At 63.1% G+C, this 22,471-nt stretch carries 23 protein-coding genes; 11 read left to right on the top strand and 12 right to left on the bottom strand.

Annotation, left to right across the window (positions count from 1 at the left end):
* The first annotated feature begins 107 nt into the window (after positions 1-107).
* The 10 genes from rpsL to GC1_RS17215 all read left to right on the top strand — a co-directional run bounded on the left by rpsL (position 108) and on the right by GC1_RS17215 (position 7,836).
* Complete coding sequence (gene rpsL, locus GC1_RS17260; RefSeq protein WP_019298617.1) at positions 108-479, top strand: 30S ribosomal protein S12; 372 nt, start codon at positions 108-110, stop codon at positions 477-479.
* Positions 480-494: 15 nt separating this feature from the next.
* Positions 495-965: a 30S ribosomal protein S7 gene (rpsG, locus tag GC1_RS17255; protein WP_019298618.1), complete on the top strand. Its 471-nt coding sequence runs from the start codon at positions 495-497 to the stop codon at positions 963-965.
* Between the two features lie 18 nt (positions 966-983).
* The gene (gene fusA / locus GC1_RS17250; RefSeq protein ID WP_019298619.1) at positions 984-3,101 is read left to right on the top strand and encodes an elongation factor G; all 2,118 of its coding nucleotides are present in this window, start codon (positions 984-986) and stop codon (positions 3,099-3,101) included.
* Between the two features lies 1 nt (position 3,102).
* Positions 3,103-3,612, top strand: a complete 510-nt coding sequence (locus tag GC1_RS17245) for a hypothetical protein (RefSeq protein WP_019298620.1) — start codon at positions 3,103-3,105, stop codon at positions 3,610-3,612.
* A gap of 44 nt (positions 3,613-3,656) precedes the next feature.
* Positions 3,657-4,832, top strand: coding sequence for an elongation factor Tu (gene tuf, locus GC1_RS17240; protein WP_019298650.1), 1,176 nt, complete (start codon positions 3,657-3,659; stop codon positions 4,830-4,832).
* 418 nt (positions 4,833-5,250) lie between these two features.
* Complete coding sequence (locus GC1_RS17235) at positions 5,251-5,688, top strand: hypothetical protein (protein WP_019298502.1); 438 nt, start codon at positions 5,251-5,253, stop codon at positions 5,686-5,688.
* 203 nt (positions 5,689-5,891) lie between these two features.
* A complete protein-coding gene (gene rpsJ, locus GC1_RS17230) occupies positions 5,892-6,206 on the top strand; it encodes a 30S ribosomal protein S10 (protein ID WP_019298501.1) in 315 nt (104 codons plus the stop codon).
* An 18-nt stretch (positions 6,207-6,224) separates the two neighbouring features.
* Positions 6,225-6,929, top strand: coding sequence for a 50S ribosomal protein L3 (rplC, locus tag GC1_RS17225; protein WP_019298500.1), 705 nt, complete (start codon positions 6,225-6,227; stop codon positions 6,927-6,929).
* Positions 6,926-7,543, top strand: coding sequence for a 50S ribosomal protein L4 (rplD, locus tag GC1_RS17220; RefSeq protein WP_019298499.1), 618 nt, complete (start codon positions 6,926-6,928; stop codon positions 7,541-7,543). The genes rplC and rplD overlap by 4 nt, the downstream gene beginning before the upstream one ends.
* Positions 7,540-7,836, top strand: a complete 297-nt coding sequence (locus GC1_RS17215; RefSeq protein ID WP_019298498.1) for a 50S ribosomal protein L23 — start codon at positions 7,540-7,542, stop codon at positions 7,834-7,836. The genes rplD and GC1_RS17215 overlap by 4 nt, the downstream gene beginning before the upstream one ends.
* Positions 7,837-8,289: 453 nt before the next feature.
* On the opposite strand, the gene GC1_RS17210 is transcribed toward GC1_RS17215, so the two are convergent.
* From GC1_RS17210 to GC1_RS17155, 12 genes are all read right to left on the bottom strand, one after another.
* The gene (locus GC1_RS17210) at positions 8,290-9,108 is read right to left on the bottom strand and encodes a hypothetical protein (protein WP_029205076.1); all 819 of its coding nucleotides are present in this window, start codon (positions 9,106-9,108) and stop codon (positions 8,290-8,292) included.
* A 247-nt stretch (positions 9,109-9,355) separates the two neighbouring features.
* Positions 9,356-10,873 carry an aldehyde dehydrogenase (NADP(+)) gene (locus GC1_RS17205; protein ID WP_019298496.1) on the bottom strand — a complete coding sequence of 506 codons (1,518 nt, stop codon included), beginning with the start codon at positions 10,871-10,873 and terminating at the stop codon, positions 9,356-9,358.
* A 128-nt stretch (positions 10,874-11,001) separates the two neighbouring features.
* Complete coding sequence (locus GC1_RS17200) at positions 11,002-11,682, bottom strand: GntR family transcriptional regulator (protein ID WP_019298495.1); 681 nt, start codon at positions 11,680-11,682, stop codon at positions 11,002-11,004.
* A 141-nt stretch (positions 11,683-11,823) separates the two neighbouring features.
* Complete coding sequence (locus GC1_RS17195) at positions 11,824-12,849, bottom strand: trans-3-hydroxy-L-proline dehydratase (protein WP_019298494.1); 1,026 nt, start codon at positions 12,847-12,849, stop codon at positions 11,824-11,826.
* A gap of 12 nt (positions 12,850-12,861) precedes the next feature.
* The gene (locus GC1_RS17190) at positions 12,862-13,965 is read right to left on the bottom strand and encodes a cis-3-hydroxy-L-proline dehydratase (protein ID WP_019298493.1); all 1,104 of its coding nucleotides are present in this window, start codon (positions 13,963-13,965) and stop codon (positions 12,862-12,864) included.
* A gap of 24 nt (positions 13,966-13,989) precedes the next feature.
* Positions 13,990-15,240, bottom strand: coding sequence for an NAD(P)/FAD-dependent oxidoreductase (locus GC1_RS17185; RefSeq protein ID WP_019298492.1), 1,251 nt, complete (start codon positions 15,238-15,240; stop codon positions 13,990-13,992).
* Complete coding sequence (locus GC1_RS17180) at positions 15,237-16,187, bottom strand: 4-hydroxyproline epimerase (RefSeq protein WP_019298491.1); 951 nt, start codon at positions 16,185-16,187, stop codon at positions 15,237-15,239. Before GC1_RS17180 ends, GC1_RS17185 begins: the two co-directional genes overlap by 4 nt.
* Positions 16,178-17,137: a dihydrodipicolinate synthase family protein gene (locus tag GC1_RS17175; RefSeq protein WP_019298490.1), complete on the bottom strand. Its 960-nt coding sequence runs from the start codon at positions 17,135-17,137 to the stop codon at positions 16,178-16,180. The genes GC1_RS17180 and GC1_RS17175 overlap by 10 nt, the downstream gene beginning before the upstream one ends.
* A gap of 65 nt (positions 17,138-17,202) precedes the next feature.
* A complete protein-coding gene (locus GC1_RS17170; protein ID WP_019298489.1) occupies positions 17,203-17,925 on the bottom strand; it encodes an amino acid ABC transporter ATP-binding protein in 723 nt (240 codons plus the stop codon).
* Complete coding sequence (locus GC1_RS17165; protein WP_019298488.1) at positions 17,922-18,584, bottom strand: amino acid ABC transporter permease; 663 nt, start codon at positions 18,582-18,584, stop codon at positions 17,922-17,924. Before GC1_RS17165 ends, GC1_RS17170 begins: the two co-directional genes overlap by 4 nt.
* 11 nt (positions 18,585-18,595) lie before the next feature.
* A complete protein-coding gene (locus GC1_RS17160) occupies positions 18,596-19,258 on the bottom strand; it encodes an amino acid ABC transporter permease (RefSeq protein WP_019298487.1) in 663 nt (220 codons plus the stop codon).
* 73 nt (positions 19,259-19,331) lie between these two features.
* Complete coding sequence (locus GC1_RS17155; RefSeq protein WP_019298486.1) at positions 19,332-20,132, bottom strand: transporter substrate-binding domain-containing protein; 801 nt, start codon at positions 20,130-20,132, stop codon at positions 19,332-19,334.
* 399 nt (positions 20,133-20,531) lie between these two features.
* Between GC1_RS17155 and GC1_RS17150 the strand changes: the two genes are divergently transcribed.
* On the top strand, positions 20,532-22,427 hold the full coding sequence (locus tag GC1_RS17150) for a methyl-accepting chemotaxis protein (protein ID WP_039498743.1): 1,896 nt from the start codon (positions 20,532-20,534) through the stop codon (positions 22,425-22,427).
* Positions 22,428-22,471 lie beyond the last annotated feature (44 nt).

Genomic DNA, 22,471 nt, shown 5'->3' with positions numbered 1-22,471 from the left:
TCGGAATGGGAGCGATTGCGGTTTTTGCGCTTGTGGACGCACAGGTGCAGCGAAATCACCCGCACGCGCCGGCGTGCATGACAAGTTGCTAAACGGGGAATACCTGAATGCCAACGATCCAGCAGCTGATCCGCAAGCCGCGTCAGCCGAAGCGTAAAGTTTCGAAGTCCCAGCACCTCGAGCAGTGCCCGCAAAAGCGCGGCGTCTGCACCCGCGTGTACACCACCACTCCGAAGAAACCGAACTCCGCTATGCGGAAAGTTGCGAAGGTCCGCCTGACCAACGGTTACGAAGTGATCTCCTACATCCCCGGTGAAAGCCACAACCTTCAGGAACACTCCGTGGTTCTGATCCGCGGCGGCCGTGTAAAAGACCTTCCGGGTGTCCGTTACCACATCCTGCGCGGTGTTCTGGATACCCAGGGCGTCAAAGACCGTAAGCAGCGCCGCTCGAAGTACGGCGCGAAGCGTCCTAAGTAAGAAGGAGAGGCTGATATGTCACGTCGTCACGCCGCTGAAAAACGCGAAGTTCTGCCCGACGCAAAGTTCGGCGACCGCGTTCTGACCAAGTTCATGAACAACCTGATGATCGACGGCAAGAAGTCGGTCGCAGAGCGTATCGTCTACAACGCATTCGACCGCGTTGAAGGCAAGATCAAGCGCGCTCCGGTTGAAGTCTTCCACGAAGCGCTGGACAACATCAAACCGTCCGTCGAGGTCCGTTCCCGCCGCGTTGGCGGTGCAACCTACCAGGTTCCGGTTGAAGTCCGCCCCGAGCGCCGCGAAGCGCTGGCCATCCGCTGGCTGATCGCTGCCGCCCGCAACCGCAACGAAAACACCATGGAAGAGCGCCTCGCAGGCGAGCTGCTGGACGCCGTCCAGTCCCGTGGCACCGCGGTCAAGAAGCGCGAAGACACCCACAAGATGGCAGAGGCCAACAAAGCCTTCTCCCATTATCGCTGGTAAGCTAGAGGACATAGACCTATGGCACGCGAATATCCCCTCAATCTGTACCGTAACTTCGGTATCATGGCGCACATCGATGCAGGTAAAACCACCTGCTCCGAGCGCATCCTGTATTACACCGGCAAATCCCACAACATCGGTGAGGTGCACGACGGTGCAGCCACCATGGACTGGATGGAGCAGGAGCAGGAACGCGGCATCACCATCACCTCGGCTGCGACCACCACCTTCTGGGAACGCACCGAAGACGGCAAGACCGCTGACTCTCCGAAGCACCGCCTGAACATCATCGACACCCCCGGCCACGTTGACTTCACCATCGAAGTTGAGCGTTCGCTGGCGGTTCTCGACGGTGCGGTCTGTGTTCTGGACGCCAACGCCGGTGTTGAGCCGCAGACCGAAACCGTGTGGCGTCAGGCTGACCGCTACAAGGTTCCGCGCATGGTGTTCGTCAACAAGATGGACAAGATCGGCGCTGACTTCTTCAACTGCGTCAACATGATCGAAGACCGTACCGGCGCCCGCGCGGTTCCGGTTGGTGTGCCGATCGGCGCCGAGAACGAGCTGGAAGGCCTGGTTGACCTGGTCAACATGGAAGAATGGCTGTGGCAGGGCGAAGACCTGGGCGCATCCTGGGTCAAAGCTCCGATCCGCGACAGCCTGAAAGACATGGCTGACGAGTGGCGCGGCAAGATGATCGAAGCGGCCGTCGAAATGGACGACGACGCGATGGAAGCCTACCTGGAAGGCGAAGAGCCCGACGTTCCGACCCTGCGCGCCCTGCTGCGCAAGGGCACCCTGGAACTGGCCTTCGTTCCGGTCCTGGGCGGCTCCGCGTTCAAGAACAAAGGCGTTCAGCCGCTGCTCAACGCTGTGATCGACTACCTGCCCAGCCCGCTGGACGTTGTCGACTACATGGGCTTCAAACCCGGTGACGAAACCGAAGAGCGCAACATCGCCCGCCGTGCGGACGACGAAATGGCGTTCTCCGGCCTGGCGTTCAAGATCATGAACGACCCGTTTGTCGGCTCCCTGACCTTCACCCGGATCTACTCCGGCGTGCTGAACAAGGGCGACACCCTGCTGAACTCGACCAAGGGCAAGAAAGAGCGCGTTGGCCGGATGATGATGATGCACTCGAACAACCGTGAGGAAATCACGGAAGCGTTCGCAGGCGACATCATCGCGCTGGCAGGCCTGAAGGACACCACCACCGGTGACACCCTCTGCGCCGTCAACGACCCGGTCGTTCTGGAAACCATGACCTTCCCCGATCCGGTGATCGAGATCGCGGTTGAGCCGAAAACCAAGGCCGACCAGGAGAAGATGTCCCAGGGTCTGGCCCGTCTGGCCGCCGAAGACCCGTCCTTCCGCGTCGAGACCGACATCGAGTCCGGTCAGACCATCATGAAGGGCATGGGCGAACTTCACCTGGACATCCTGGTGGACCGCCTCAAGCGCGAGTTCAAGGTTGAGGCGAACATCGGTGCGCCGCAGGTGGCCTACCGCGAGACCATCTCCAAAGAGGTCGAGCATTCCTACACCCACAAGAAACAGTCGGGTGGTTCGGGCCAGTTCGCCGAGGTGAAGCTGATCATCTCGCCGACAGAAGCAGGCGAAGGCTACTCCTTCGAATCCCGCATCGTCGGCGGTGCGGTTCCGAAGGAATACATCCCGGGCGTCGAAAAAGGCATCCAGTCCGTCATGGACAGCGGCCCGCTGGCCGGCTTCCCCGTGATCGACTTCAAGGTTGCCCTGATCGACGGTAAGTTCCACGACGTGGACTCCTCGGTTCTGGCCTTTGAAATCGCCGCCCGCATGGGCATGCGTGAAGGCATGCGCAAGGCTGGTGCGAAACTGCTCGAGCCGGTGATGAAGGTCGAAGTGATCACCCCGGAAGAATACACCGGCGGCATCATCGGCGACCTGACGTCCCGCCGCGGCCAGGTGTCCGGCCAGGAGAACCGCGGCAACGCAATCGCGATCGACGCGTTTGTGCCGCTGGCGAACATGTTCGGCTACATCAACACCCTGCGTTCGATGAGCTCGGGCCGCGCCCAGTTCACCATGCAGTTCGATCACTACGATCCGGTTCCGCAGAACATCTCGGAAGAGATCCAGGCGAAATACGCGTAAGATGATCAATCGGCGCAATTTTGTCTTGGCAAGCACTTTTGCCGTGTTGGCTGGCTGCTCGCAACAGCAGCTGGTTGACACGCAGACTGCTTCCAGCCTGCGTGTTACCGAGGTTTCGGTTAGCACGCAGGTGGCGCGCGAGAAAACGGCTGTTCCAAAACAACAGATTCTGGACACGGTTCAGGCCAAGTCGTTTTCCGTGCTGTCAAGCGCAAGCCGGGCGGGGAGCCGCCCGGTACGTGCACACGTTGATGTGGTGCAGTTCTATATTGCCAACCCTGGTCTCGGGGCATTGATCGGAAGCACGAACAGCGGGATCAATACAGAGGTTTCTCTGATTGACATTGAAACCGGTGAGCCCGTCGGAGACAAGTTTACCGTAAATGGCGGAACGCAAGAAGTACGGCCGGGTTTGTTTGGCGCTGCAATGATTGGAGCGCCGGAAAAAGAGCTCGACGAGATTACTGATAGTCTCGCCAACAGCATGAAGATTGCGATCTTCGGAGAATAATCGCCATTCACAGGCAATGGCAGCGAAAGCAAAAGGAGGCCATCATGGCTAAGGAAAAGTTTGAACGTAATAAACCGCACGTCAACATCGGCACCATCGGCCACGTTGACCACGGCAAGACCACTCTGACCGCGGCTATCACCAAATACTTCGGTGACTTCAAAGCCTACGACCAGATCGACGGCGCCCCGGAAGAAAAAGCCCGCGGCATCACCATCTCGACCGCGCACGTGGAATACGAGACCGACAACCGCCACTACGCGCACGTCGACTGCCCCGGCCACGCCGACTACGTGAAGAACATGATCACCGGCGCGGCCCAGATGGACGGCGCGATCCTGGTTGTGAACGCAGCTGACGGCCCGATGCCGCAGACCCGCGAGCACATCCTGCTGGGCCGCCAGGTTGGCATCCCGAAGATGGTCGTGTTCATGAACAAAGTTGACCAGGTCGACGACGAAGAGCTGCTGGAGCTGGTGGAAATGGAAATCCGCGAGCTGCTGTCCTCCTACGACTACCCGGGCGACGATATCCCGATCGTTGCAGGCTCCGCTCTGGCGGCGATGGAAGGCAACAAGCCGGAAATCGGCGAAGAGAAAATCAAAGAGCTGATGGCGGCTGTCGACGAGTACATCGACACCCCGGCGCGTGCGGTTGACCAGCCGTTCCTGATGCCGATCGAAGACGTGTTCTCGATCTCCGGCCGCGGCACCGTTGTGACCGGCCGTGTCGAGCGCGGCGTGATCAACGTGGGCGACTCGATCGAGATCGTCGGCATCCGCGACACCACCACCACCACCTGCACCGGTGTGGAAATGTTCCGCAAGCTGCTGGACCGCGGTGAAGCCGGCGACAACATCGGCGCGCTGCTGCGCGGTGTGGACCGTGACGGTGTTGAGCGCGGCCAGGTGCTGTGCAAGCCGGGTTCCGTGACCCCGCACACCAAGTTCGAAGCCGAAGCCTACATCCTGACCAAGGAAGAAGGCGGCCGCCACACCCCGTTCTTCGCGAACTACCGTCCGCAGTTCTACTTCCGCACCACCGACGTGACCGGCACCGTGACCCTGCCGGAAGGCACCGAGATGGTGATGCCGGGCGACAACCTGAAGTTCGGCGTTGAGCTGATCGCACCGATCGCGATGGAAGACGGCCTGCGCTTCGCCATCCGCGAAGGCGGCCGCACCGTCGGCGCCGGTGTTGTGTCGAAGATCATCGAGTAATGACTTTGGGCCAGTGGGCGGCAGGCGGTTTTCGCTAGAAAATCGCCGGGAGCCCACACGGTTCTGATCTAAGAAAGGGCCTCCCTTGGGAGGCCCTTTTTCCATGCGCCAACCTCAGAACAGGGCCGGGACCGGCCTGGGGCCGAAGGCCGTCTTGCAAAAGCTCCAGTGGAGCTTTTGAGGCCGCAGGGAGCGCCAGCTCCGGGTGCGATGCAATCGCGCCCGCCCATTCGGGCAGGCCGGGCGCGGCCCGAACGCGGGGCGTCCGGGCGGAGTGCCCCAAAATCACCGATTTCTGCGTAAGGAGATTGAGAGAGTTTCCATCAGAGTGTCTCTTTTGCGAGGTACCCCTTGCGGGCTATGGAGCAAGGAACCACTTTCAAAAAACCGATTAAATGAAGTTCTTATTGGGGGATGCATGTTTCTTGAGGATGCTAAATTTCAGTTGAAGTTGAGAGAGCTTCAGAAGTCGAACAAAAAGGTCTGGGATCACTTTAGCCCAAAAATCGACGCCGCCCGAGAAGCGAAACAGTTTGAGGAAGAGCAGTTGATTGCATCCGAGGCTTTTTGGGAGAGCGATCAAGTTCGAGACGAGATACACAACCTTCAGCACAGGTATGTTCAAAAGCAAGCTGAGCGTCTTTTGATACCTATGCCAAAATTTAAGACCAAAGACGGTGAGTGGGAGCAATCTCAATTTGACGGTTTCTGGCGGCTGAATGAAGCTGCACTTTCCGCTCTTGCTCGCGAAGTACGGCAAGAAAGGCGGGAGCGTTTGGAGTTAGCTTTTCTGTGGCCTTCTTCAATCATTGGTTTCGTTGGCGGGCTAGTGGGCATCGCCTCTGCTTTTTGGTAAACAAACCCCAAACGCACCGTGCGCCGCAAACGCAACTGTTTCGCGGCGAAACCCCTTGCCTCATGGGGCCATAGGGCGTATAGGGCGCGAGTTCGCCGCGTGCGAATAGGGGCGGGATGATTCCCGCCTTTTGGGTTCGATGAGGGGTTGCGGTGGTCGCAGGCCCTCCTCTCAACCCCAACGCCTGAATAAAAGGCTGTACGATGCAAAGCCAAAACATCCGTATCCGGCTGAAGGCATTTGACTATCGCGTGCTGGATGCGTCCACGCAAGAGATCGTCAACACTGCCAAGCGGACCGGCGCGCAAGTGCGCGGCCCGATCCCGATGCCGAACAAGATCGAGAAATTCACTGTTCTGCGTGGCCCCCACGTGGACAAGAAATCCCGCGACCAGTTCGAGATCCGCACCCACAAGCGCCTTCTCGATATCGTCGACCCGACCCCGCAGACCGTGGACGCGCTGATGAAGCTCGACCTGGCTGCCGGCGTTGACGTCGAAATCAAGCTGCAGTCGTAAGTTCGGAGGGTATAGATTATGCGTTCCGGAATTATCGCTAAGAAAGTGGGCATGACCCGCCTGTTCATGGAAGACGGCAAGCAGATCCCTGTGACCGTTCTGTCCCTGGACGGCCTGCAGGTCGTTGCTCAGCGCACCGAGGAAAAAGACGGCTACACCGCCGTTCAGCTGGGTGCTGGCTCCGCCAAGGCAAAACGCACCTCGCAAGCCATGCGCGGCGTGTTTGCAGCTGCCAAGGTTGAACCCAAGCGCAAGCTGGTCGAATTCCGCGTTCCCGCGGACGGCCTGATCGAAGTCGGCGCCGAGATCTCGGCCGAACACTTCCTGGCTGGCCAGAAAGTGGACGTGACCGGCACCTCGATCGGTAAAGGTTTCGCCGGTGCCATGAAGCGGCACAACTTCGGCGGCCTGCGCGCCTCGCACGGTGTGTCGATCTCGCACCGTTCGCACGGTTCGACCGGTCAGTGTCAGGACCCGGGCAAGGTCTTTAAAGGCAAGAAAATGGCCGGCCACATGGGCGCAGCCCGCGTGACCACCCAGAACCTGGAAGTGGTGAAAACCGACGCCGAGCGCGGTCTGGTCTTCATCAAGGGCGCCGTACCGGGCCCGAAATCCGGCTGGGTTACCGTCAAGGACGCCGTGAAGAAGAAAGCCCCCGAGGGTCTGCCTTTCCCGGCCGCTCTGAAAACTGCGGAAGTTGCCGCGGAAGGTGGTGAAGCATGAAACTTGACGTGATCAAACTGGACGGCGGCAAAGCGGGCGACATCGAACTGTCCGAAGACCTGTTCGGCCTGGAGCCGCGTGCGGACATCCTGCACCGCGTGGTCCGCTGGCAGCGCAACAACGCGCAGGCCGGCACCCACAAGGTGAAGACCCGCTCCGAGACCTCCTACTCGACCAAGAAGATCTACCGCCAGAAGGGCACCGGCGGCGCACGCCACGGTGACCGCAACGCGCCGATCTTCCGCAAGGGTGGTATCTACAAGGGTCCGACCCCGCGTTCGCACGGCCACGAGCTGACCAAGAAGTTCCGCAAGCTGGGCCTGCGCCACGCGCTGTCCGCCAAAGCCAAAGCGGGCGAGCTGGTCATCATCGAGGACGCTGCTTCCGAAGGCAAGACCGCAGCTCTGGCCAAGCAGGTGAAGAACCTGGGCTGGAAGCGCGCGCTGATCATCGACGGCGCAGCGGTCAACGAAGGCTTCCTGCAAGCGTCGCGCAACATCGAAGGTCTGGACATCCTGCCGACCATCGGTGCCAACGTCTATGACATCCTGAAGCGTGACACCCTGGTGATCACCAAGGCGGGTGTCGAAGCACTGGAGGCTCGTCTGAAATGAGCGTGAAGGCAGAACACTACGACGTGATCCGCAAGCCGATCATCACCGAGAAATCCACCATGGCGTCCGAAAACGGCGCAGTGGTTTTCGAAGTGGCAATCGACTCCAACAAGCCGATGATCAAAGAAGCTGTCGAGGCTCTCTTTGGCGTCAAGGTGAAAGCGGTCAACACCACCGTCACCAAGGGTAAGGTCAAGCGTTTCCGCGGCCAGCTGGGCAAGCGTAAAGACGTGAAAAAAGCCTATGTGACCCTGGAAGAAGGCAACACCATCGACGTGTCCACCGGACTCTGAGATTTGCCTCTCTGACAAATTGGAAGGCCCTCGCGAAAGCGGGGGCCTTTTTCGTTGGGGCCATCGTTGATGGGGGAGAGGGCGGCTGGTGCGGGTGCGGTCATGGCGGGGTCCTTTCCGGGATCTCCGGTCCTGTTTAGTTGCTGGCGGTTAAGATCCGGGAAGCGGGGCGTACGGTGGGGGCGCAACGGGTGGTTTGGGTGGAGCCCAAAGCCTGGCGAGCCAAGTTTTCAAAGCGCGGCAGCGGAGCCTGGACCCCGGCGCGGAATAAAGGCCGCAGGCCGCCGCGCCAGCGTCATGCCGGAGGCATGCCTTCGGCATGACCCGCCCCCATGGGGCGGCGCTTTGGCTGATGTTCTGTGTGTCGGTGAGGTCGTACGGATGTGGCCGGGATAAACTGCCTAACGCCACGTTGCGAGCGCCACCCCGCGGGACGGCGCTGGCGCAGAAAGATTAGAAAATCGTTTTTAACACTTTTCCAGTGCCCTCAATGAGTTCTTCAATTTCTTCCTTTTTGGGCTCTCGCCCTTTGGCGTGGCTGCAAACGTTTCGAGTATCTGCCAAGCTCTGTATGAAGCGCTCTTGAGCTAAGGTGATGACGTTTCCAGCTCGCAAAATTTGTAGGAGATCGGAGATGCCAGGGTTTTTCTTCTTTATCGTAAGATTATGTTTGCTGCAAACGTGGCTGAGGTGCTTCTCCAAAACTACTCCACAAATTGCCCCTGCCGCTCGAAGATGGCCCGCTTTTGCTAGGGCTTCAGCGGAATCTATTTCGGTATCGAATAAGTCAGCTTGAAGGACTTCTGATAGATCGAGCAAAGTTGAGTCTAAGGTGTCCCTTGCTGCCTTGACCATGTTCAGCTGTTGAATAAATTCTGGAATAGCAGCTGACCCGTCGGCAATGACTTCGTATCCACCGCCTCTAGTGATTTGGAGGCCCTGTAAGTAGTCTTTGATCATGTAGTTTTGGAAAGTCGTTTCTTTCCGGACGCGAGGGTATTCGTAGTAGTTGCGAAAATCTGCAAGTCGGTCCGGTAGTACCTGCTTTATAACGGCTTGTGCTTCTGAGTACCACTTTTGATAAGTATCACGAAAGTCCGGTAAGCCACTCAAATATTTCTCTATTTGATCATTGTCGTCGTCGAACTTCTTTCTAACTGCTTCGACGAAGGTTTCTCTGTGGCAGTTATAGTTCATTGCCATATGCAGGGCTTCACCCTGTTTTATTAGCTTACTCAATTGATCGGAAAATTTCTTGGTTCTTTCGGACATGTTTGGAAGGCCTATCAGATTTAGCTAAATGTCACTGCTGACCAATGATGCGGGGTTCTAGCAGCCTATTCAACTATACGGGGTGCTCTGGGGGCTAGGATATTGATAATATTGTGGGTGAACAACTCATTACATTTTTGACCCGAGCCTGCAGTTCTCTCGTTTGTCTCCCGGAAGTAGAGAGGCCCCGGATCACCCCCGGGGCCTCTGTATTTGCCGGGACGGCTACGGCCTCAACGCAGCCCCTTCACCCCTCCCGCAGATCCTCCGGCAGCAATGCTTCGGGGATGTTCTGATAACACACCGGGCGCAGGAAGCGGCGGATGGACAATGTGCCCACCGAGGTCGCGCCGAAGTTGGTGGAGGCCGGGTAGGGGCCGCCGTGAACCATGGTGCCGGAGACCTCAACCCCGGTGGGGAAGCCGTTGGCCAGCACCCGGCCGGCCTTGCGCTCCAGCACCGGCAGCAGGGTCTGGCCCTGGGCGGTGTCGGCTTCATCCAGGTGCAGGGTGCAGGTCAGCTGGCCCTGCAATGCGCGGGCGATCTCCAGCATTTCGGCATCGCTCCCGGCGGTGATCACCAGACCCAGCGGGCCGAAGACCTCCTCGGCCAGGATCTCGTTGTCGAGCCAGGTGCGGGCTTCGGTGACATAGAGGTAGGGCGCGGCGGTGCGGGTGTTGCAGCTGGTGGTCAGCAGCTCGCGCACGCCCACGGTGGCGGCGACGCGGCGCTGGCCGTCCTGGTAGGCGCTGGCGATGCCCTCGGTCAGCATGGTCTGGGGGGCGACCGCTGACAGGGCGGCGGTGGCGGTGTCGATGAAACGGTCGGCCTCGGGGCCTGCGCGCAGCACGGCGATGCCGGGGTTGGTGCAGAACTGGCCCGCGCCCATGGTCAGCGAGGCGGCCCAGCCGGTGGCGATTTCCGCGCCGCGGCTGGCGAGGGCGGCGGCGAGGATGAACATCGGGTTCACGGACCCCAGCTCGCCGAAGAAGGGGATCGGCTCGGGGCGGGCGGCGCAGAGGTCAAAGAGGGCGCGGCCGCCTGCAAGCGAGCCGGTGAAGCCCACCGCCTTGATCAGCGGGTGCTGCACCAGCGCCGCGCCGACCTCGCGGTTGCCGCCCTGGATCAGGCTGAAGACGCCAGGGTGGATCCCGCATTTGGTGATCGCGGCAAGCACGGCCTCGGCGACGATCTCGCCGGTGCCGGGGTGGGCGCTGTGGCCCTTGACGACCACCGGGCAGCCGGCGGCCAGCGCCGCGGCGGTGTCGCCGCCGGCGGTGGAGAAGGCGAGCGGGAAGTTGGAGGCGCCGAAGACCGCGACCGGCCCCAGCGGGCGCTGCATCATCCGCATATCGGGCCGGGGCAGGGGCGCGCGGTCCGGCAGGGCGGCGTCATAGCGGCGGTCGAGGTAATCGCCCTTGAGGATATGCTCGGCAAAGATGCGCAGCTGACCCGTGGTGCGTCCGCGCTCGCCCTGCAGGCGGGCCTCGGGCAGGCCGGTTTCCTGGGTGCCGATGGCGGTGATGTCTTCCGCGCGGGCCTCAATCTCATCCGCGATGGCGTGGAGGAAGGCGGCGCGCTCGGCCCGGCTGGTGCTGCTGTAGCTGGCGAAGGCGTCCTCTGCCGCCTCTACCGCGGCATTCACGTCGCTGACGCGGCCAACGGAGAAATCGTGGCTGGGGCCGGTGGCGGGGGCGGAGGGGAAGCGGGTGCCGCCGGGCACCCAGGCGCCAGCAATCAGGTGGTTTCCGTGCGGTGTGAACATGGGCGGGCCTCTGTCTGGTGGGATCAGTGAATCTTGATACAGGATAATGGATACAAAATACGAATTGTGCAAGAGGAGCGCCGGAGAAAACCGGGCGTTTCACGTGTCAGAAGCTGAAATAGGGCGGGTTAGCTGTCGGCAGTGGCGCGGTGTTCGGCGACCAGCGACAGCAGTTCCTCCTTGGTGCGGGAGATGTGATGGGTCAGCGCGGCGCAGGCGCCCTCCACATCGCGGGCCTGGGCCAGGTCCAGGAGGTCGTGGTGCTCCTTCTTGGCAGGTTCGCGCTGTTTCATCACGCTGAGGTGCATCCGGATAAAGCGGTCGCAATGCAGGCTGATGCCCTGCAGCACCTCGTTGGTCAGCTTGCGGTCCGCAGCGGCATAAAGCGCCGAGTGGTATTTGTGATTGAGCGCGCCCCATTTGGCCACGTCATTGGCATCGTATGAGGCGTCCATGTCCTTGAGGATCTGAGTGCAGCGGGTGAAATCCTGTGCAGTCATCGCCGGGATCGCGCGGCGGAACAGGTCCACCTCCAGCAGGATGCGCAGGTCGAAGATCTCGGCGATTTCACGCAGGGAATGCTTGGTGACAGAGGCGCCGCGGTTGTTGGTGAATTGCACCAGCCCTTCGGCGTCCAGCCGCTTCAGCGCCTCGCGGATCGGCATGCGGGAGACGGCGTATTCCTCTGCCAGCGCCTCCTGCCGGATGGTTTCGCCCTCTGCCAGCTCACCGCTCAGGATGCGTTCGCGCAGGTCGTCGGCAATCACTTCCGGGAGGGAGCTGCGGGTAACGGCGCGTTTGCCTGCCATGGGGGCCTCGTCGGGTCTGCTGTTCGTATTTTGGATACGCTAGTGGGTTTTCCCTGTCTGTACAAGCCGCCGGCCCGGTCCAGCTGGCCGCGCGGGCGGGCTGGATCCGGTATTGGCATATTGTATCCAAAACCCGGGCCGTCAGGCGCCCCAGGTGTCGCTGAGGCGGTAGCCGCCGTGCCAGGGGTCGTCCGGGTCCAGCATGTGCTGGTGGATGCCGGTGATCCAGCCGCGGCCGCTGAGTTCCGGCACGATCGCCGCGCGCCCGCCGACGGTGGTCTGTTCGACGATGCGTCCGGTGAAGCGGGAGCCGATGATGGACACGGCCTCAAACGTCTGCTCCGGCGTCATCTGCCCCTTGGCCAGCATCAGCGCCATCCGGGCGGAAACCGCGGTGCCGGTGGGGGAGCGGTCGACCTTGCCCGGCTGGATGGTCACGGCGGAGCGGCTGCGGAGGCCGGTTTCCGTCTGTTCCAGCGGGCCGCAGAAGGCGCAGAAGGAGATGTGGGTCCAGTCCGGGTTCTCCGGGTGGGTGAAACCCAGCTGCGCGTTGGCGGCCTCCAGAATGCGGGTGCCGAGCTGGGCGATCTGCTTGGCGTTTGCCTCTGTGATCTCCACGCCCAGATCGGCGGCCTGCACCACCACGAAACTGTCGCCGCCATAGGCGGTGTCGACGGTCAGCGTGCCGATACCCGGCACATCCAGCGCCGCGCCGGTCTCCCCAGCGAAGCTGGGCACGTTCTGCACGAAGATCCGTTCTGCCTTGCCGTTCCGGCATTCGGCGCGCACCCGCACCAGCCCGCCGGGGGCCTCCAGCACCAGATGGGTTTCCGGCTCCTGCATCGGCAGGATGCCTCCGTCCAAGAGCACGGTGGAGACGCAGATCGAGTTGGAGCCGGACATTGGCGGGGTGTATTCCGGCTCCATGATGATGAAGCCCATGTCGGCCTCCGGGTGCTTGGGCGGCACCAAGAGGTTCACATGGCGGAACACGCCGCCGCGGGGTTCGTTCAGGACGAAGTTGCGCAGGGTCTGGTCGCGATCGATGAAGGCGCGCTGTTCCCACAGGGTGTCGCCCGGCGGCGGGGCGACGCCGCCGACGATCACGTCGCCCACCTCGCCCTCCGCATGGGCGGAAATCACATGGATGGTCTTGCTGCTGCGCATCCGCAGGCCTCCTCAGGAATAGCGGGCAACCGGTTCGCCCAGGGCCTCGAAGATCGGGGTGATCCCCAGGCCGGGCGTGTCCGGGGCGGTCATCCGCCCGTTCACACGCTTGGGCGCGCCGCTGGCAATGTCAACGGTGCCATAGCTGTTGAAGTCGGTGGCGGAGAAGGTGAACTCGGCCGGGGTGGAGCGGGCCAGATGGGCGATGGCGGCGGTGGTGATGTCGCCGCCCCAGGTGTCCTCGATGGTCATCGGAATGCCATGCGCCACGCAGAGGTCGCGCATCAGCCGTGCTTTGCTCAGGCCGCCGACCTTGGAGATTTTGAGGTTGATCACGTCCATCGCATCCTCGGCAATGCCGCGCACCAGCGTGTTGGGGGTGTCGATCACCTCGTCCATCACAAAGGGCAGCGCAGTGCGGCGGCGGATTGAGACGCTTTCCTCATAGGTGAGGCAGGGCTGTTCCACATAGACGTCGAGGCCCGCGATGGCGCCAACCACCCGCGCCGCCTCGTGCCGGGTCCAGCCGGTGTTGGCGTCGGCCACCAGCAGGTCGGATTTCTTCAGCACCGCGCGGGTGGCATGGATGCGGTCGATGTCGTCATTGGCCTCGCCGCCGACCTTCAGCTGGAACTTGGTATAGCCCTCCGCGGCATAGCCCTCGATCTTGCGGGCCATGGTGTCCGGGTCTTCCTGGCTGATGGCGCGGTAGAGCACCACATCGTCCTGCGCGGCGCCGCCCAGCAGGGTGTATACCGGCTGACCGGTGGCCTTGCCCAGAAGGTCCCAGCAGGCAATGTCGACCGGCGCCTTGGCATAGGGGTGGCCGCGCAGGGCGGCGTCCATGGTGCGGTTGATGCCGCCGATATTCAGCGGGTCCTGGCCAATGAGATGCGGCGCCAGTTCCGCCAGCCCGGCGCGCACGCCGCGGGCGAAGGAGGGCAGGTAGGCGGAGCCCAGCGGGCAGCACTCGGCATAGCCGGTCAGCCCCTCGTCGGTGGTGATTTCCAGCACGGTGCTGTCGAAGACATCGACATAATTGCCGTTCGACCAACTGTAGCGGCCTTCCTTCAGCGGCAGGTCGACCTGATAGACAGTGAGCTGGGTGATTTTCATGGCGCGGCTCCTTTCAGCTGCGGGTCAGAACCTGGTAGCGGCGTAGGGCTGCATCGGCAGCGCGGCGGGAGTGTTTGCGGCCAGTGCGGCCACCAGCTCGGCAGTGCCAGCGGCCTGGGTCAGGCCCAGATGGCCGTGCCCGAAGGCATAGATCACGCCGTCCGAGCGGGCGGAGCGGCTGATCACCGGCAGGCTGTCGGGCATCGAGGGGCGGAAGCCCATCCATTGGCTGCCGCCCGCGGTGTCGAGGTCCGACAGGAATTGTTTGGCCTTCTGCAGCAGGATGTCTGCGCGGCGGTAATTCGGCGGCAGTTTCAGCCCGCCAAGCTCCACCGCGCCGCCAACCCGCACGCCGCCGCTGATCTTGCTGACGACAAAGCCATGCGCCGGGAAGGTCAGGTGGGTCTTCAGGCCGAAGGCGCCGGGGGGCAGGGTGGTGTTGTAGCCGCGTTCGGTCTCCAGCGGGAAGGTTTCGCCCAGGGTGCGGGCGAGGTGGTGCGACCAGGCCCCACAGGCGACCACGATTTGGCTGGCGGAGACCGGGCCGTCCTTGGTCTGCGCTATGGTCTGTCTGCCCTCGCTGTGCAGCGCGGTCACTTCAGCGGTGTCTATGCGGCCACCGCGGGTCACGAAGGCCTGCGCCAGATGTTCCGCCCAGGTCTTGGGGTTTACCGTGTTCATCCAGTCGGGGGTGAAGGCAGCATGGGTGAAGCGCGAGGCCAGACCGGGCTGAACTTCGGCAATCGCCTCAGGGCTGCGCAGCAGGTCGAAGCGGATGCCGTGCGTGCGCCGCAGCTGCCAATCGGGCAGGGCGGCGCGGAAGGCGCTCTCACCCTCGTAGAGCTGCAACTGCCCCTCGCGCTGCATCAGCGGCTCGCCGTCCACATCGGCGATCTGGCGTTCCAGCGCAGCGCGGGAATGCGCCATCAGCAGCACCTGCGCCTGCAGAGCGGCCTGGTAGCGGCTGCGCCAGCTGGCGCGCCAGAAGCGCAGCATCCAGGGCGCGATCTGCAGCGCATAGGCGGGTGGCACCGACAAGGGGCCCAGCGGATCCAGCAGCCACTTGGGGGCCTTGCGCATGATGCCGGGCGTCGCCAGCGGCACGATGTCGGTAAAGGCGAAGGCGCCGGCGCTGGCCGCCGAGGCCTCTGCCGCGACGCCAGTGCGGTCGAGGATGCGCACGCGGCGGCCCTGTTTCTGCAGCTCCAGCGCGGCGCTGAGGCCGATGATGCCGGCGCCGATCACCAGCACGCTGTCCGAAGCGGGCGCGGTCATGCAGGTTCCTCCGAACCGGCAAGGATACCGCCCTTGAACGGATCATCGGGGCTGAAGAACAGCTTGCCCTCGCCCATCACAAAGGCCTGGCCGCTGAGGGTGGGGATCACCCCGCCATCCGGCCCCGGTTGATAGGACAGGCGGTAGGGGGAGCCGATGATGCTTTCCTGGATGATCTCCTCGCCCGGTTGCAGCCGCCCCGCTGCTGCCAGGCAGGCCAGCCGGGCGGAACTGCCGGTGCCGCAGGGGGAGCGGTCGTAGGTATCATCCGGGCAGAGCACGAAGTTGCGGCTGTGGATGCCCGCGCGGGGGGAGGGGCCTTGGAAGATCACATGGTCGATCGGCTCACCGTTTTCGCCGCCGACGCCTTGGGCATTGGCGGCGGTGCGGATGGCGATGGCGTGATCGGTCAGGGCGCGGATGTTCTCTGTCTGCAAGGGCAGCGGGCTGGGCTCAATGATGAAGAACCAGTTGCCGCCATAGGCGACGTCGCCGGTCACTGTGCTGCCGTCCGGCAGGGTAACATTGACCGCCGCGGTCACCCGGCGGCTTTCGATGTTGGTGACGGTGACGGTATTGGCATCCTCCAGCAGCACCGTCACCACGCCAACGGGGGTCTCGATGCGGTGGCTGCCGGGGGTGATCAGGCCCAGATGGGCCAGCGTCACCGCCAGCCCGATGGTGCCGTGGCCGCACATGCCCAGCACTGCATCGGCATCAAAATAGATGACGCCAGCGGCGCAGGTGGGATCGGTGGGCTGCACCAGCAGCGCGCCGACCATGGCGGGCTGGCCGCGCGGCTCGCGCATCACGGCGTGGCAGAAGCCCATGTGGTCCTCTGCCAGCCGCCGCACGCGCTCTGCCAGCGGGCCGGTGCCCAGATCGGGACCGCCCTCCAGGATCACGCGCGTCGGCTCGCCGCCGGTGTGGCTGTCGACTACATGCATTCGGCGATGATCCCGCCCTGCGCCGACCAGTCCGAAAACCAGGTGCGGAACAGCTTGTACTGCTGTTCGCAATAGTTGCGCTGGGCGTCCGACAGCTCGTCAGTCTCGTTGAAATGCAGGCGGTAGTCATCGTCGCCGTTCAGCACCAAGAGGTGCTTGTAGTAGAGGATCAGGTCCGGGCCCTCGTCGAAGGTCGACAGGACGTGGATCGCGTCGGTCAGCTCCTGCGCGCGGACGCGGGCCTCGGCGCTGCCCTCGGCGGCCAGTTTGGACAGACGCGCCAGCAGCAGCGCTTCCTTGGGTAGGGCGCAGCCGATACCGGTGATCGAGCCGGTGGCGCCGCAGTTCACAAAGCCGTGGTAGACCTCGGTGTCGACACCGACCATCAGGGTCACCTGGTCGTCCTGGCAGGTGATATGCTCCGCCGCATAGCGCAGGTCGTCCTTGCCGCCGAACTCCTTGAAGCCGATCAGGTTCTTGTGCTCCGCACGCAGAGCAAAGAACAGGTCAGCGCGGGTGGCAAAGCCGTAGTAGGGGCTGTTGTAGATGATCGCGGGCACGTCCGGTGCTGCGTCCAGAATGGCCTTGAAGTGGTTTTTCTGCGCCGCCACCGAGGTGCCGCGGGACAGGACACGCGGGATCACCATCAGGCCGGCCGCGCCGACTTCCTGCGCGTGGCGGGCGTGATCGACGGCGGATTTGGTGTTGATCGCACCGGTGCCGACCACAACCGGCAGACCGGCGGCGGTGAGGCGGGCGACGCCCTCCATCCGCTGTTCATCTGTCAGCAGCGGCCAGTCGCCCATCGAACCGCAGTAGACCACCGCCGACATGCCCGCGGCGATCATCTCTTCGCCCTTTTTGACCAGCGCGTCGAAGTTCGGCGTGCGGTCCGGGTTGCAGGGGGTCATCAGGGCCGGCATGGTGCCGGTGAAGACATTTGTAGACATTATCCAATTTCTCCAGTTAGGGGCAGGCTGCCGCTGGGAGGCACGGCAGCCTGCGGGGGAAGGGGTCAGCGCACGTTGGCGAGGAATTTGCGGGTGTGTTCGGACCGGGCGTCGCCGAAGATCTGCGCGGGCGGGCCGATCTCCTCCATCACGCCCTGATGGAAGAAGGCCACCCGGTCGGAGACATCGCGGGCAAAGCCCATCTCATGGGTGACGCAGATCATCGTCATGCCCTCATCGGCGAGCAGGCGCATGGTATCCAGCACCTCGCCCACCAGTTCGGGGTCAAGGGCAGAGGTCGCCTCGTCAAACAGCATGTATTCCGGCTCCATCGCCAGGGCGCGGGCAATTGCCAGACGCTGCTGCTGGCCGCCGGACAGGGCGCTGGGGTAGACATCCAGCTTCTCGCCCAGCCCCACGTGCTGCAGCTGTTTCGCTGCAATGTCGCGGGCCTCAGCCTTGGATTTGCCTTTGACGATGCGCGGCGCCAGCGCCACGTTTTCCAGCGCCGTCAGATGGGGAAAGGAATTCCACTGCTGGAACACCATGCCCAGCTTCTGGCGCAGCTTGTTGATGTCGGTGCCCTTGGCATGGACGTCGGTGCCGTCGACGGTGACGGCGCCGTCCTGGATCATCTCCAGACCGTTGATGCAGTAAAGTAGCGTCGATTTGCCGGAGCCGGAGGCGCCGATGACAGAGAGCACTTCGCCCTTCTGCACATCCAGGTCGATGCCTTTCAGAACGTGCAGAGCGCCGAAATACTTGTGAAGGTCGCGGATGGAAATCATTGGGCCCACCTGTTTTCGAGATGTGTGGCGTAGCGGGAGACCGGATAGGACAGCGCGAAATAGAAGGCGCCGGCCAGGGCCAGGATCAGGAACGGCTCCTGGGTGCGGGTGATCAGGATCTGGCTGGCCTTCAGCAGCTCGACATAGCCGAGCACGGAAACCAGCGCGCTGTCCTTCATCACCCCCAGCGCAACGCCGACCCAGGACGGGAACACCGCCCGCCCGCCGATCGGCAGCACCACATGGCGCAGGTCCTGCCAGTAGCTAAGCCCGAGGCTGCGTGCGGCGCGGCGCATCGGGGCGCCCACCGCCTCAATCCCGCCGCGGGCGACATTGGCCACCAGCGCCGCGGTATAGACGGTCAGGATCACGGTGCCGGAGGCAAAGGGATCAAGGTTCAGCCCGACGATCGGGGCGAAGTTGTAAAACAGCACCAGCTGGATGATCAGCGGCACAGAGCGGAACACGTCCAGCACCGGCGCCAGCGTCAGGGTTGCGGCGCGGCGGCCTTCGTACAGCATCCAGCCGAACAGGGTGCCCAGCACCGTGCCAAGCGAGATCGACAGGACGGAAATCCATAGAGTGCGCAACGCGGCCTCGCCCATGAACCACAGGTCATTGGGGGCAAAGCCGCTGAAAAACTTGAGTGTCGGTTCCATGGCTCTCCCCCTCAGTACCGGAACAGCCGGGCGGCCATCAGCCGCGAGCTGAGCAGGATCACCTTGACGATGGCGTAGTAGATCACCGCCGTGACCGCAAAATATTCAAAGATGCGGAAGGTGCGGGAGGCGAAGAACTGGGTTTCGCCCGACAATTCGCGGAAGCCCACCAGCATCCCCAGCGAGGACATCAGAACCGCCCAGACCATCTGGTTGGTGATCGGGTGGTAGACGATGCGGAACACCTGCGGGATCACCACCCGGCTGTAGGCCTGCCATGGTGTCATGCCAAGGCTGCGGGAGGCGCGGATCTGGGTCTCCGGCACCGCCTTGAAGCCGCCGCGGAAGTTTTCCGCCAGATAGCCCGCGCAGTTGAAGGTCAGCCCCGCCAGCACGATCAGATAGGGCGACAGATGCAGCCCGAAGGCGCCGAGGCCGAAGCCGAAGAAGAACAGTTGGAACAGCGCCGGCGTGTTGCGGGCCAGCTCCACCCAGGCGGTGGCGAACCAGTAGACCGGCCCCTTCAGGTGCAGCCGCGCCAGCGCCAGGCAGAGGCCGAGCACGATGCCAAGCACCATCGCCAGAACCGCCACCTGCAGCGTCAGGGAGGCCGCCTCCAGCAGGTCCGGCAGGCTTTTCATCACCGGCCGCCAGTGAAAATTATAGTCGAACATGTGGGGTTATGCTCCCTAGCCCCTGCCAGCCGCCGGGAGAGCGCGGCAGGCAGGGGCGGGTTTCACCGTTGGATCAGTACAGCACGCCGGGGATGCGCAGCTCAGGCGCGTCGCCGCCGACGTATTTGCCCCACAGCTCCGCATAACGGCCCGACCGCACCTGATGGGTCACAAACAGGTTCAGGAAGTTGATCCAGGTGACATCCTCGCGCTTGCCCACCACTGAGGTATAGTCGGTAGTCCAGGGCATCCGCGGGCCGGCTGCCAGGGTTTCATATTGCTGGGTCACCGGCAGCACCGCGGTGTTGGTGGTCAGGCCGATGTCCGCCTTGCCCTGCGCCACCGCCAGGAACACCTCGTTCTCGGACTGGTAGCCCTGATAGTTGCCTTCCTCGCCCCATTCGGCAGCGATCTTCAGCCATTCCTGCTCCGGCACGGTGCCGATGGCGCCGGCCACCCGCTTGCCCTTGATGTCCTCAAAGCTTTCGATGCCGCTTTCGGTGTTCACGACGCCCTGGGCGAAATAGATCGCATAGGGGATGGTGAAGCCGACGGTGCGCGCCCGCGCCAGGCTGTCGGAGGTGGCACCAAAGACCACGTCTGCACGGCCGGTCACGATGGCGGGCAGGCGCTCGGCCCAGGTCACCGGCAGGATCTCGGCATCAACCTCCAGCGCCGCCGCCAGATCGTTACAGTAATCGACGTCAAAGCCTGCCGGTTCGTTGTTGGCATCCCGGTAGCCGATCGGCGGGAAATCCAGCACCACGCCGCAGCGCAAAGTGCCGCGGTCCACCACATCATCGAGCGTATCCGCAAGGGCAGGTGCCAAGGGCACCAGGGCAAGCGCCGCAGCCGCGGTCAGCGATTTGAACATGAGATCCTCCTGTCGGTGTGTTGTTGTGGAGAATCAGATACAGGATAATGGATACAAAATCCACATGTATGTGAGGACGCCGATTCTGGGGGCCGGTTCCCTGCGCATCTGTTGCGGCAGGCAAAGCTCGAACTGCGGGCCTGTGCGGCCGAACCGGCAGGGCGCAAAGCGGCCCGAAGGCGTCGCAGAACGATCTGCCTGCGGCATTTTGCGCGCGCGCTGCGCAGCCGTGCAGACCATATAATCCATTGATATCATTTGAATGTCACTGAAACCCCCTCGGGGAAGCCGGCTTCCTGCAGCATCCGGGCGGCTGCAATCGTCTGCGAGCTAGGAATTTCTTAGGAGCAGGTCTCTAGGGAGGAGAGCTTAGGCCTGTAACTAAGGGACCAAATCACTATGCCTGCATTTCTCTACCGTCTGCCTGTCCGGATCTACGCTCTGGCTGCCCTGGCGATTCTGCTGTTTGCGATGCTGACCATCTTCCTGCTGGTCCGCTCGAATAACGACGAATACGCCAGCCGCGAACGCGAGCTGCATCAGATCACCGACTTGGCCTTCAGCCAGCTGGACGCGCTGCAAAGCCAGGTCGAAGACGGCCAGCTGGATGAGGCCGCGGCCCGCGAGATGGGGCGCACGGCGCTGGAGACCTTCAGGTTCGGCACCGCCGGCGATTTTCACGCCTTTGATTTCGATCTGGTGATCACCGCAAATGCCTTCCTGCCGGAGTGGGTGGGCACGCGCCAGCCTGGCCTGACCGATGAAAACGGGGTCAAGATCTATCAGGAGATGCTCAAGATTGCCAAGGCGGACGGCCAGGGCTCGCTGATCTATCATTTCGCCAACGCAAGCACCGGCGTGATCGAGGCCAAGATGGGTTATATCCGGGTCTATGAGCCCTGGGGCTGGATCATCGGCACCGGTGCCTATGTGTCGGATATCGAGGCCAAGGTGCAGGAAAACATCATCACAACCGTGACAGGTCTGCTTGTGACCCTGGCGGTTCTGATGGCGGGCGCGACCCTGATCACCCGCAGCGTCACCGGGCCGGTCAGCGCCTTGCGCGGGCGGATGCAGTCGATGGCGGAGGGCGACACCGCCAGCGCCATTCCGGCCACCGCCAACAAAAGCGAAATCGGCGAGATGGCCCGCACCCTGGATGTCTTCCGCCAGGCGCTGATCCGGCAGCAGGAGCTGGAGGATGCCGAACATGCGCTGAACGAGAAGCGCAGCAAGGTTGTGGCGGCGCTCAGCAGCAAGCTGTCGGCGCTGTCGCAGGGCGACCTGACGGCGCAGATCACCGAGACCTTCCCGCAGGATTACGAACAGCTGCGCCAGGACTTCAACACCACCGCGCGGAACCTCAGCTCCACCGTGGAGCAGGTGATTGCCGCCGCCGCCAGCATCCGCAACGGCGCCACCGAGATCAGCCAGGCCTCCGACGACCTGTCGCACCGCACCGAGAGCCAGGCGGCCACCCTGGAACAGACCGCCGCGGCGCTGGATGAGCTGACCGCGTCCGTCAAATCCGCCGCCGACGGCGCCCGCAGTGTCGAGGCGACGATGGACGAGGCCAAGGAAGAGGCCCGCACCAGCGGCGAAGTGGTGCAGAGCGCGGTCTCGGCGATGACCGAGATCGAGGAAAGCTCCAACAAGATCAGCCAGATCATTTCTGTGATCGACGACATCGCCTTCCAGACCAACCTTCTGGCACTGAACGCGGGCGTTGAGGCCGCGCGGGCCGGCGAGGCGGGCCGCGGCTTTGCGGTGGTCGCCAGCGAAGTGCGGGCGCTGGCGCAGCGCTCGTCGGACGCGGCGATGGAGATCAAGACGCTGATCTCCGACAGTTCCGGCCAGGTCGCCCGCGGGGTGGATCTGGTGGGCAAGGCGGGCGACGCGCTGCAAAGCATCGTCAGCCAGGTCACCCATATTTCGCAGCTGGTCTCCGGCATTGCCGAGGGCGCGGCGGAGCAGTCTACCGGTCTGAATGAGATCAACACCGGTGTGACGCAGCTGGATCAGGTGACCCAGCAGAACGCGGCGATGGTCGAGGAGGCAACGGCAGCGGGCCACATGCTGAAGACCGATGCTGGCAAGCTGGCCGATCTGGTGGCCCACTTCAAGATCGCGGGCGGCAGCCAGCTGGCCGCCCCGGCCAAGGCCTCCAGCACCCCGGCAGCAGCGCCGGCGCCGACCGCCCATGGCGGCGATGATTGGGACATGCAGCCCGCGCCCCAACCCGCCGCGGCGGCCGCCAGCGGCAACGCCGCCCGCGACCTGTGGCAGGATTTCTGATCCGCCTGCCTGATCCCGCTGGGTCCTGAAAAGCATAGCGCCCG

The organism is Leisingera sp. ANG1, from assembly GCF_000203975.2.
Taxonomy (GTDB): Bacteria; Pseudomonadota; Alphaproteobacteria; order Rhodobacterales; family Rhodobacteraceae; genus Leisingera.
The sequence above is the reverse complement of the archived record's forward strand: the minus strand, read 5'-3'. Positions and strand labels throughout refer to the sequence as shown.

Bases quoted from the DNA above. Each gene is read 5' to 3' on its own strand.
- GC1_RS17210 (WP_029205076.1), bottom strand. From the start codon at position 9,108: ATGTCCGAAAGAACCAAGAAATTTTCCGATCAATTGAGTAAGCTAATA.
- GC1_RS17165 (WP_019298488.1), bottom strand. From the start codon at position 18,584: ATGGAACCGACACTCAAGTTTTTCAGCGGCTTTGCCCCCAATGACCTG.
- rpsG (WP_019298618.1), top strand. From the start codon at position 495: ATGTCACGTCGTCACGCCGCTGAAAAACGCGAAGTTCTGCCCGACGCA.
- GC1_RS17185 (WP_019298492.1), bottom strand. From the start codon at position 15,240: ATGACCGCGCCCGCTTCGGACAGCGTGCTGGTGATCGGCGCCGGCATC.
- GC1_RS17190 (WP_019298493.1), bottom strand. From the start codon at position 13,965: ATGAAAATCACCCAGCTCACTGTCTATCAGGTCGACCTGCCGCTGAAG.
- fusA (WP_019298619.1), top strand. From the start codon at position 984: ATGGCACGCGAATATCCCCTCAATCTGTACCGTAACTTCGGTATCATG.
- GC1_RS17195 (WP_019298494.1), bottom strand. From the start codon at position 12,849: ATGCGCAGCAGCAAGACCATCCATGTGATTTCCGCCCATGCGGAGGGC.
- tuf (WP_019298650.1), top strand. From the start codon at position 3,657: ATGGCTAAGGAAAAGTTTGAACGTAATAAACCGCACGTCAACATCGGC.
- GC1_RS17245 (WP_019298620.1), top strand. From the start codon at position 3,103: ATGATCAATCGGCGCAATTTTGTCTTGGCAAGCACTTTTGCCGTGTTG.
- GC1_RS17200 (WP_019298495.1), bottom strand. From the start codon at position 11,682: ATGGCAGGCAAACGCGCCGTTACCCGCAGCTCCCTCCCGGAAGTGATT.
- GC1_RS17155 (WP_019298486.1), bottom strand. From the start codon at position 20,132: ATGTTCAAATCGCTGACCGCGGCTGCGGCGCTTGCCCTGGTGCCCTTG.
- rplD (WP_019298499.1), top strand. From the start codon at position 6,926: ATGAAACTTGACGTGATCAAACTGGACGGCGGCAAAGCGGGCGACATC.
- GC1_RS17205 (WP_019298496.1), bottom strand. From the start codon at position 10,873: ATGTTCACACCGCACGGAAACCACCTGATTGCTGGCGCCTGGGTGCCC.
- GC1_RS17170 (WP_019298489.1), bottom strand. From the start codon at position 17,925: ATGATTTCCATCCGCGACCTTCACAAGTATTTCGGCGCTCTGCACGTT.
- rpsL (WP_019298617.1), top strand. From the start codon at position 108: ATGCCAACGATCCAGCAGCTGATCCGCAAGCCGCGTCAGCCGAAGCGT.
- GC1_RS17150 (WP_039498743.1), top strand. From the start codon at position 20,532: ATGCCTGCATTTCTCTACCGTCTGCCTGTCCGGATCTACGCTCTGGCT.
- rplC (WP_019298500.1), top strand. From the start codon at position 6,225: ATGCGTTCCGGAATTATCGCTAAGAAAGTGGGCATGACCCGCCTGTTC.
- GC1_RS17160 (WP_019298487.1), bottom strand. From the start codon at position 19,258: ATGTTCGACTATAATTTTCACTGGCGGCCGGTGATGAAAAGCCTGCCG.
- GC1_RS17235 (WP_019298502.1), top strand. From the start codon at position 5,251: ATGTTTCTTGAGGATGCTAAATTTCAGTTGAAGTTGAGAGAGCTTCAG.
- GC1_RS17215 (WP_019298498.1), top strand. From the start codon at position 7,540: ATGAGCGTGAAGGCAGAACACTACGACGTGATCCGCAAGCCGATCATC.
- GC1_RS17175 (WP_019298490.1), bottom strand. From the start codon at position 17,137: ATGTCTACAAATGTCTTCACCGGCACCATGCCGGCCCTGATGACCCCC.
- GC1_RS17180 (WP_019298491.1), bottom strand. From the start codon at position 16,187: ATGCATGTAGTCGACAGCCACACCGGCGGCGAGCCGACGCGCGTGATC.
- rpsJ (WP_019298501.1), top strand. From the start codon at position 5,892: ATGCAAAGCCAAAACATCCGTATCCGGCTGAAGGCATTTGACTATCGC.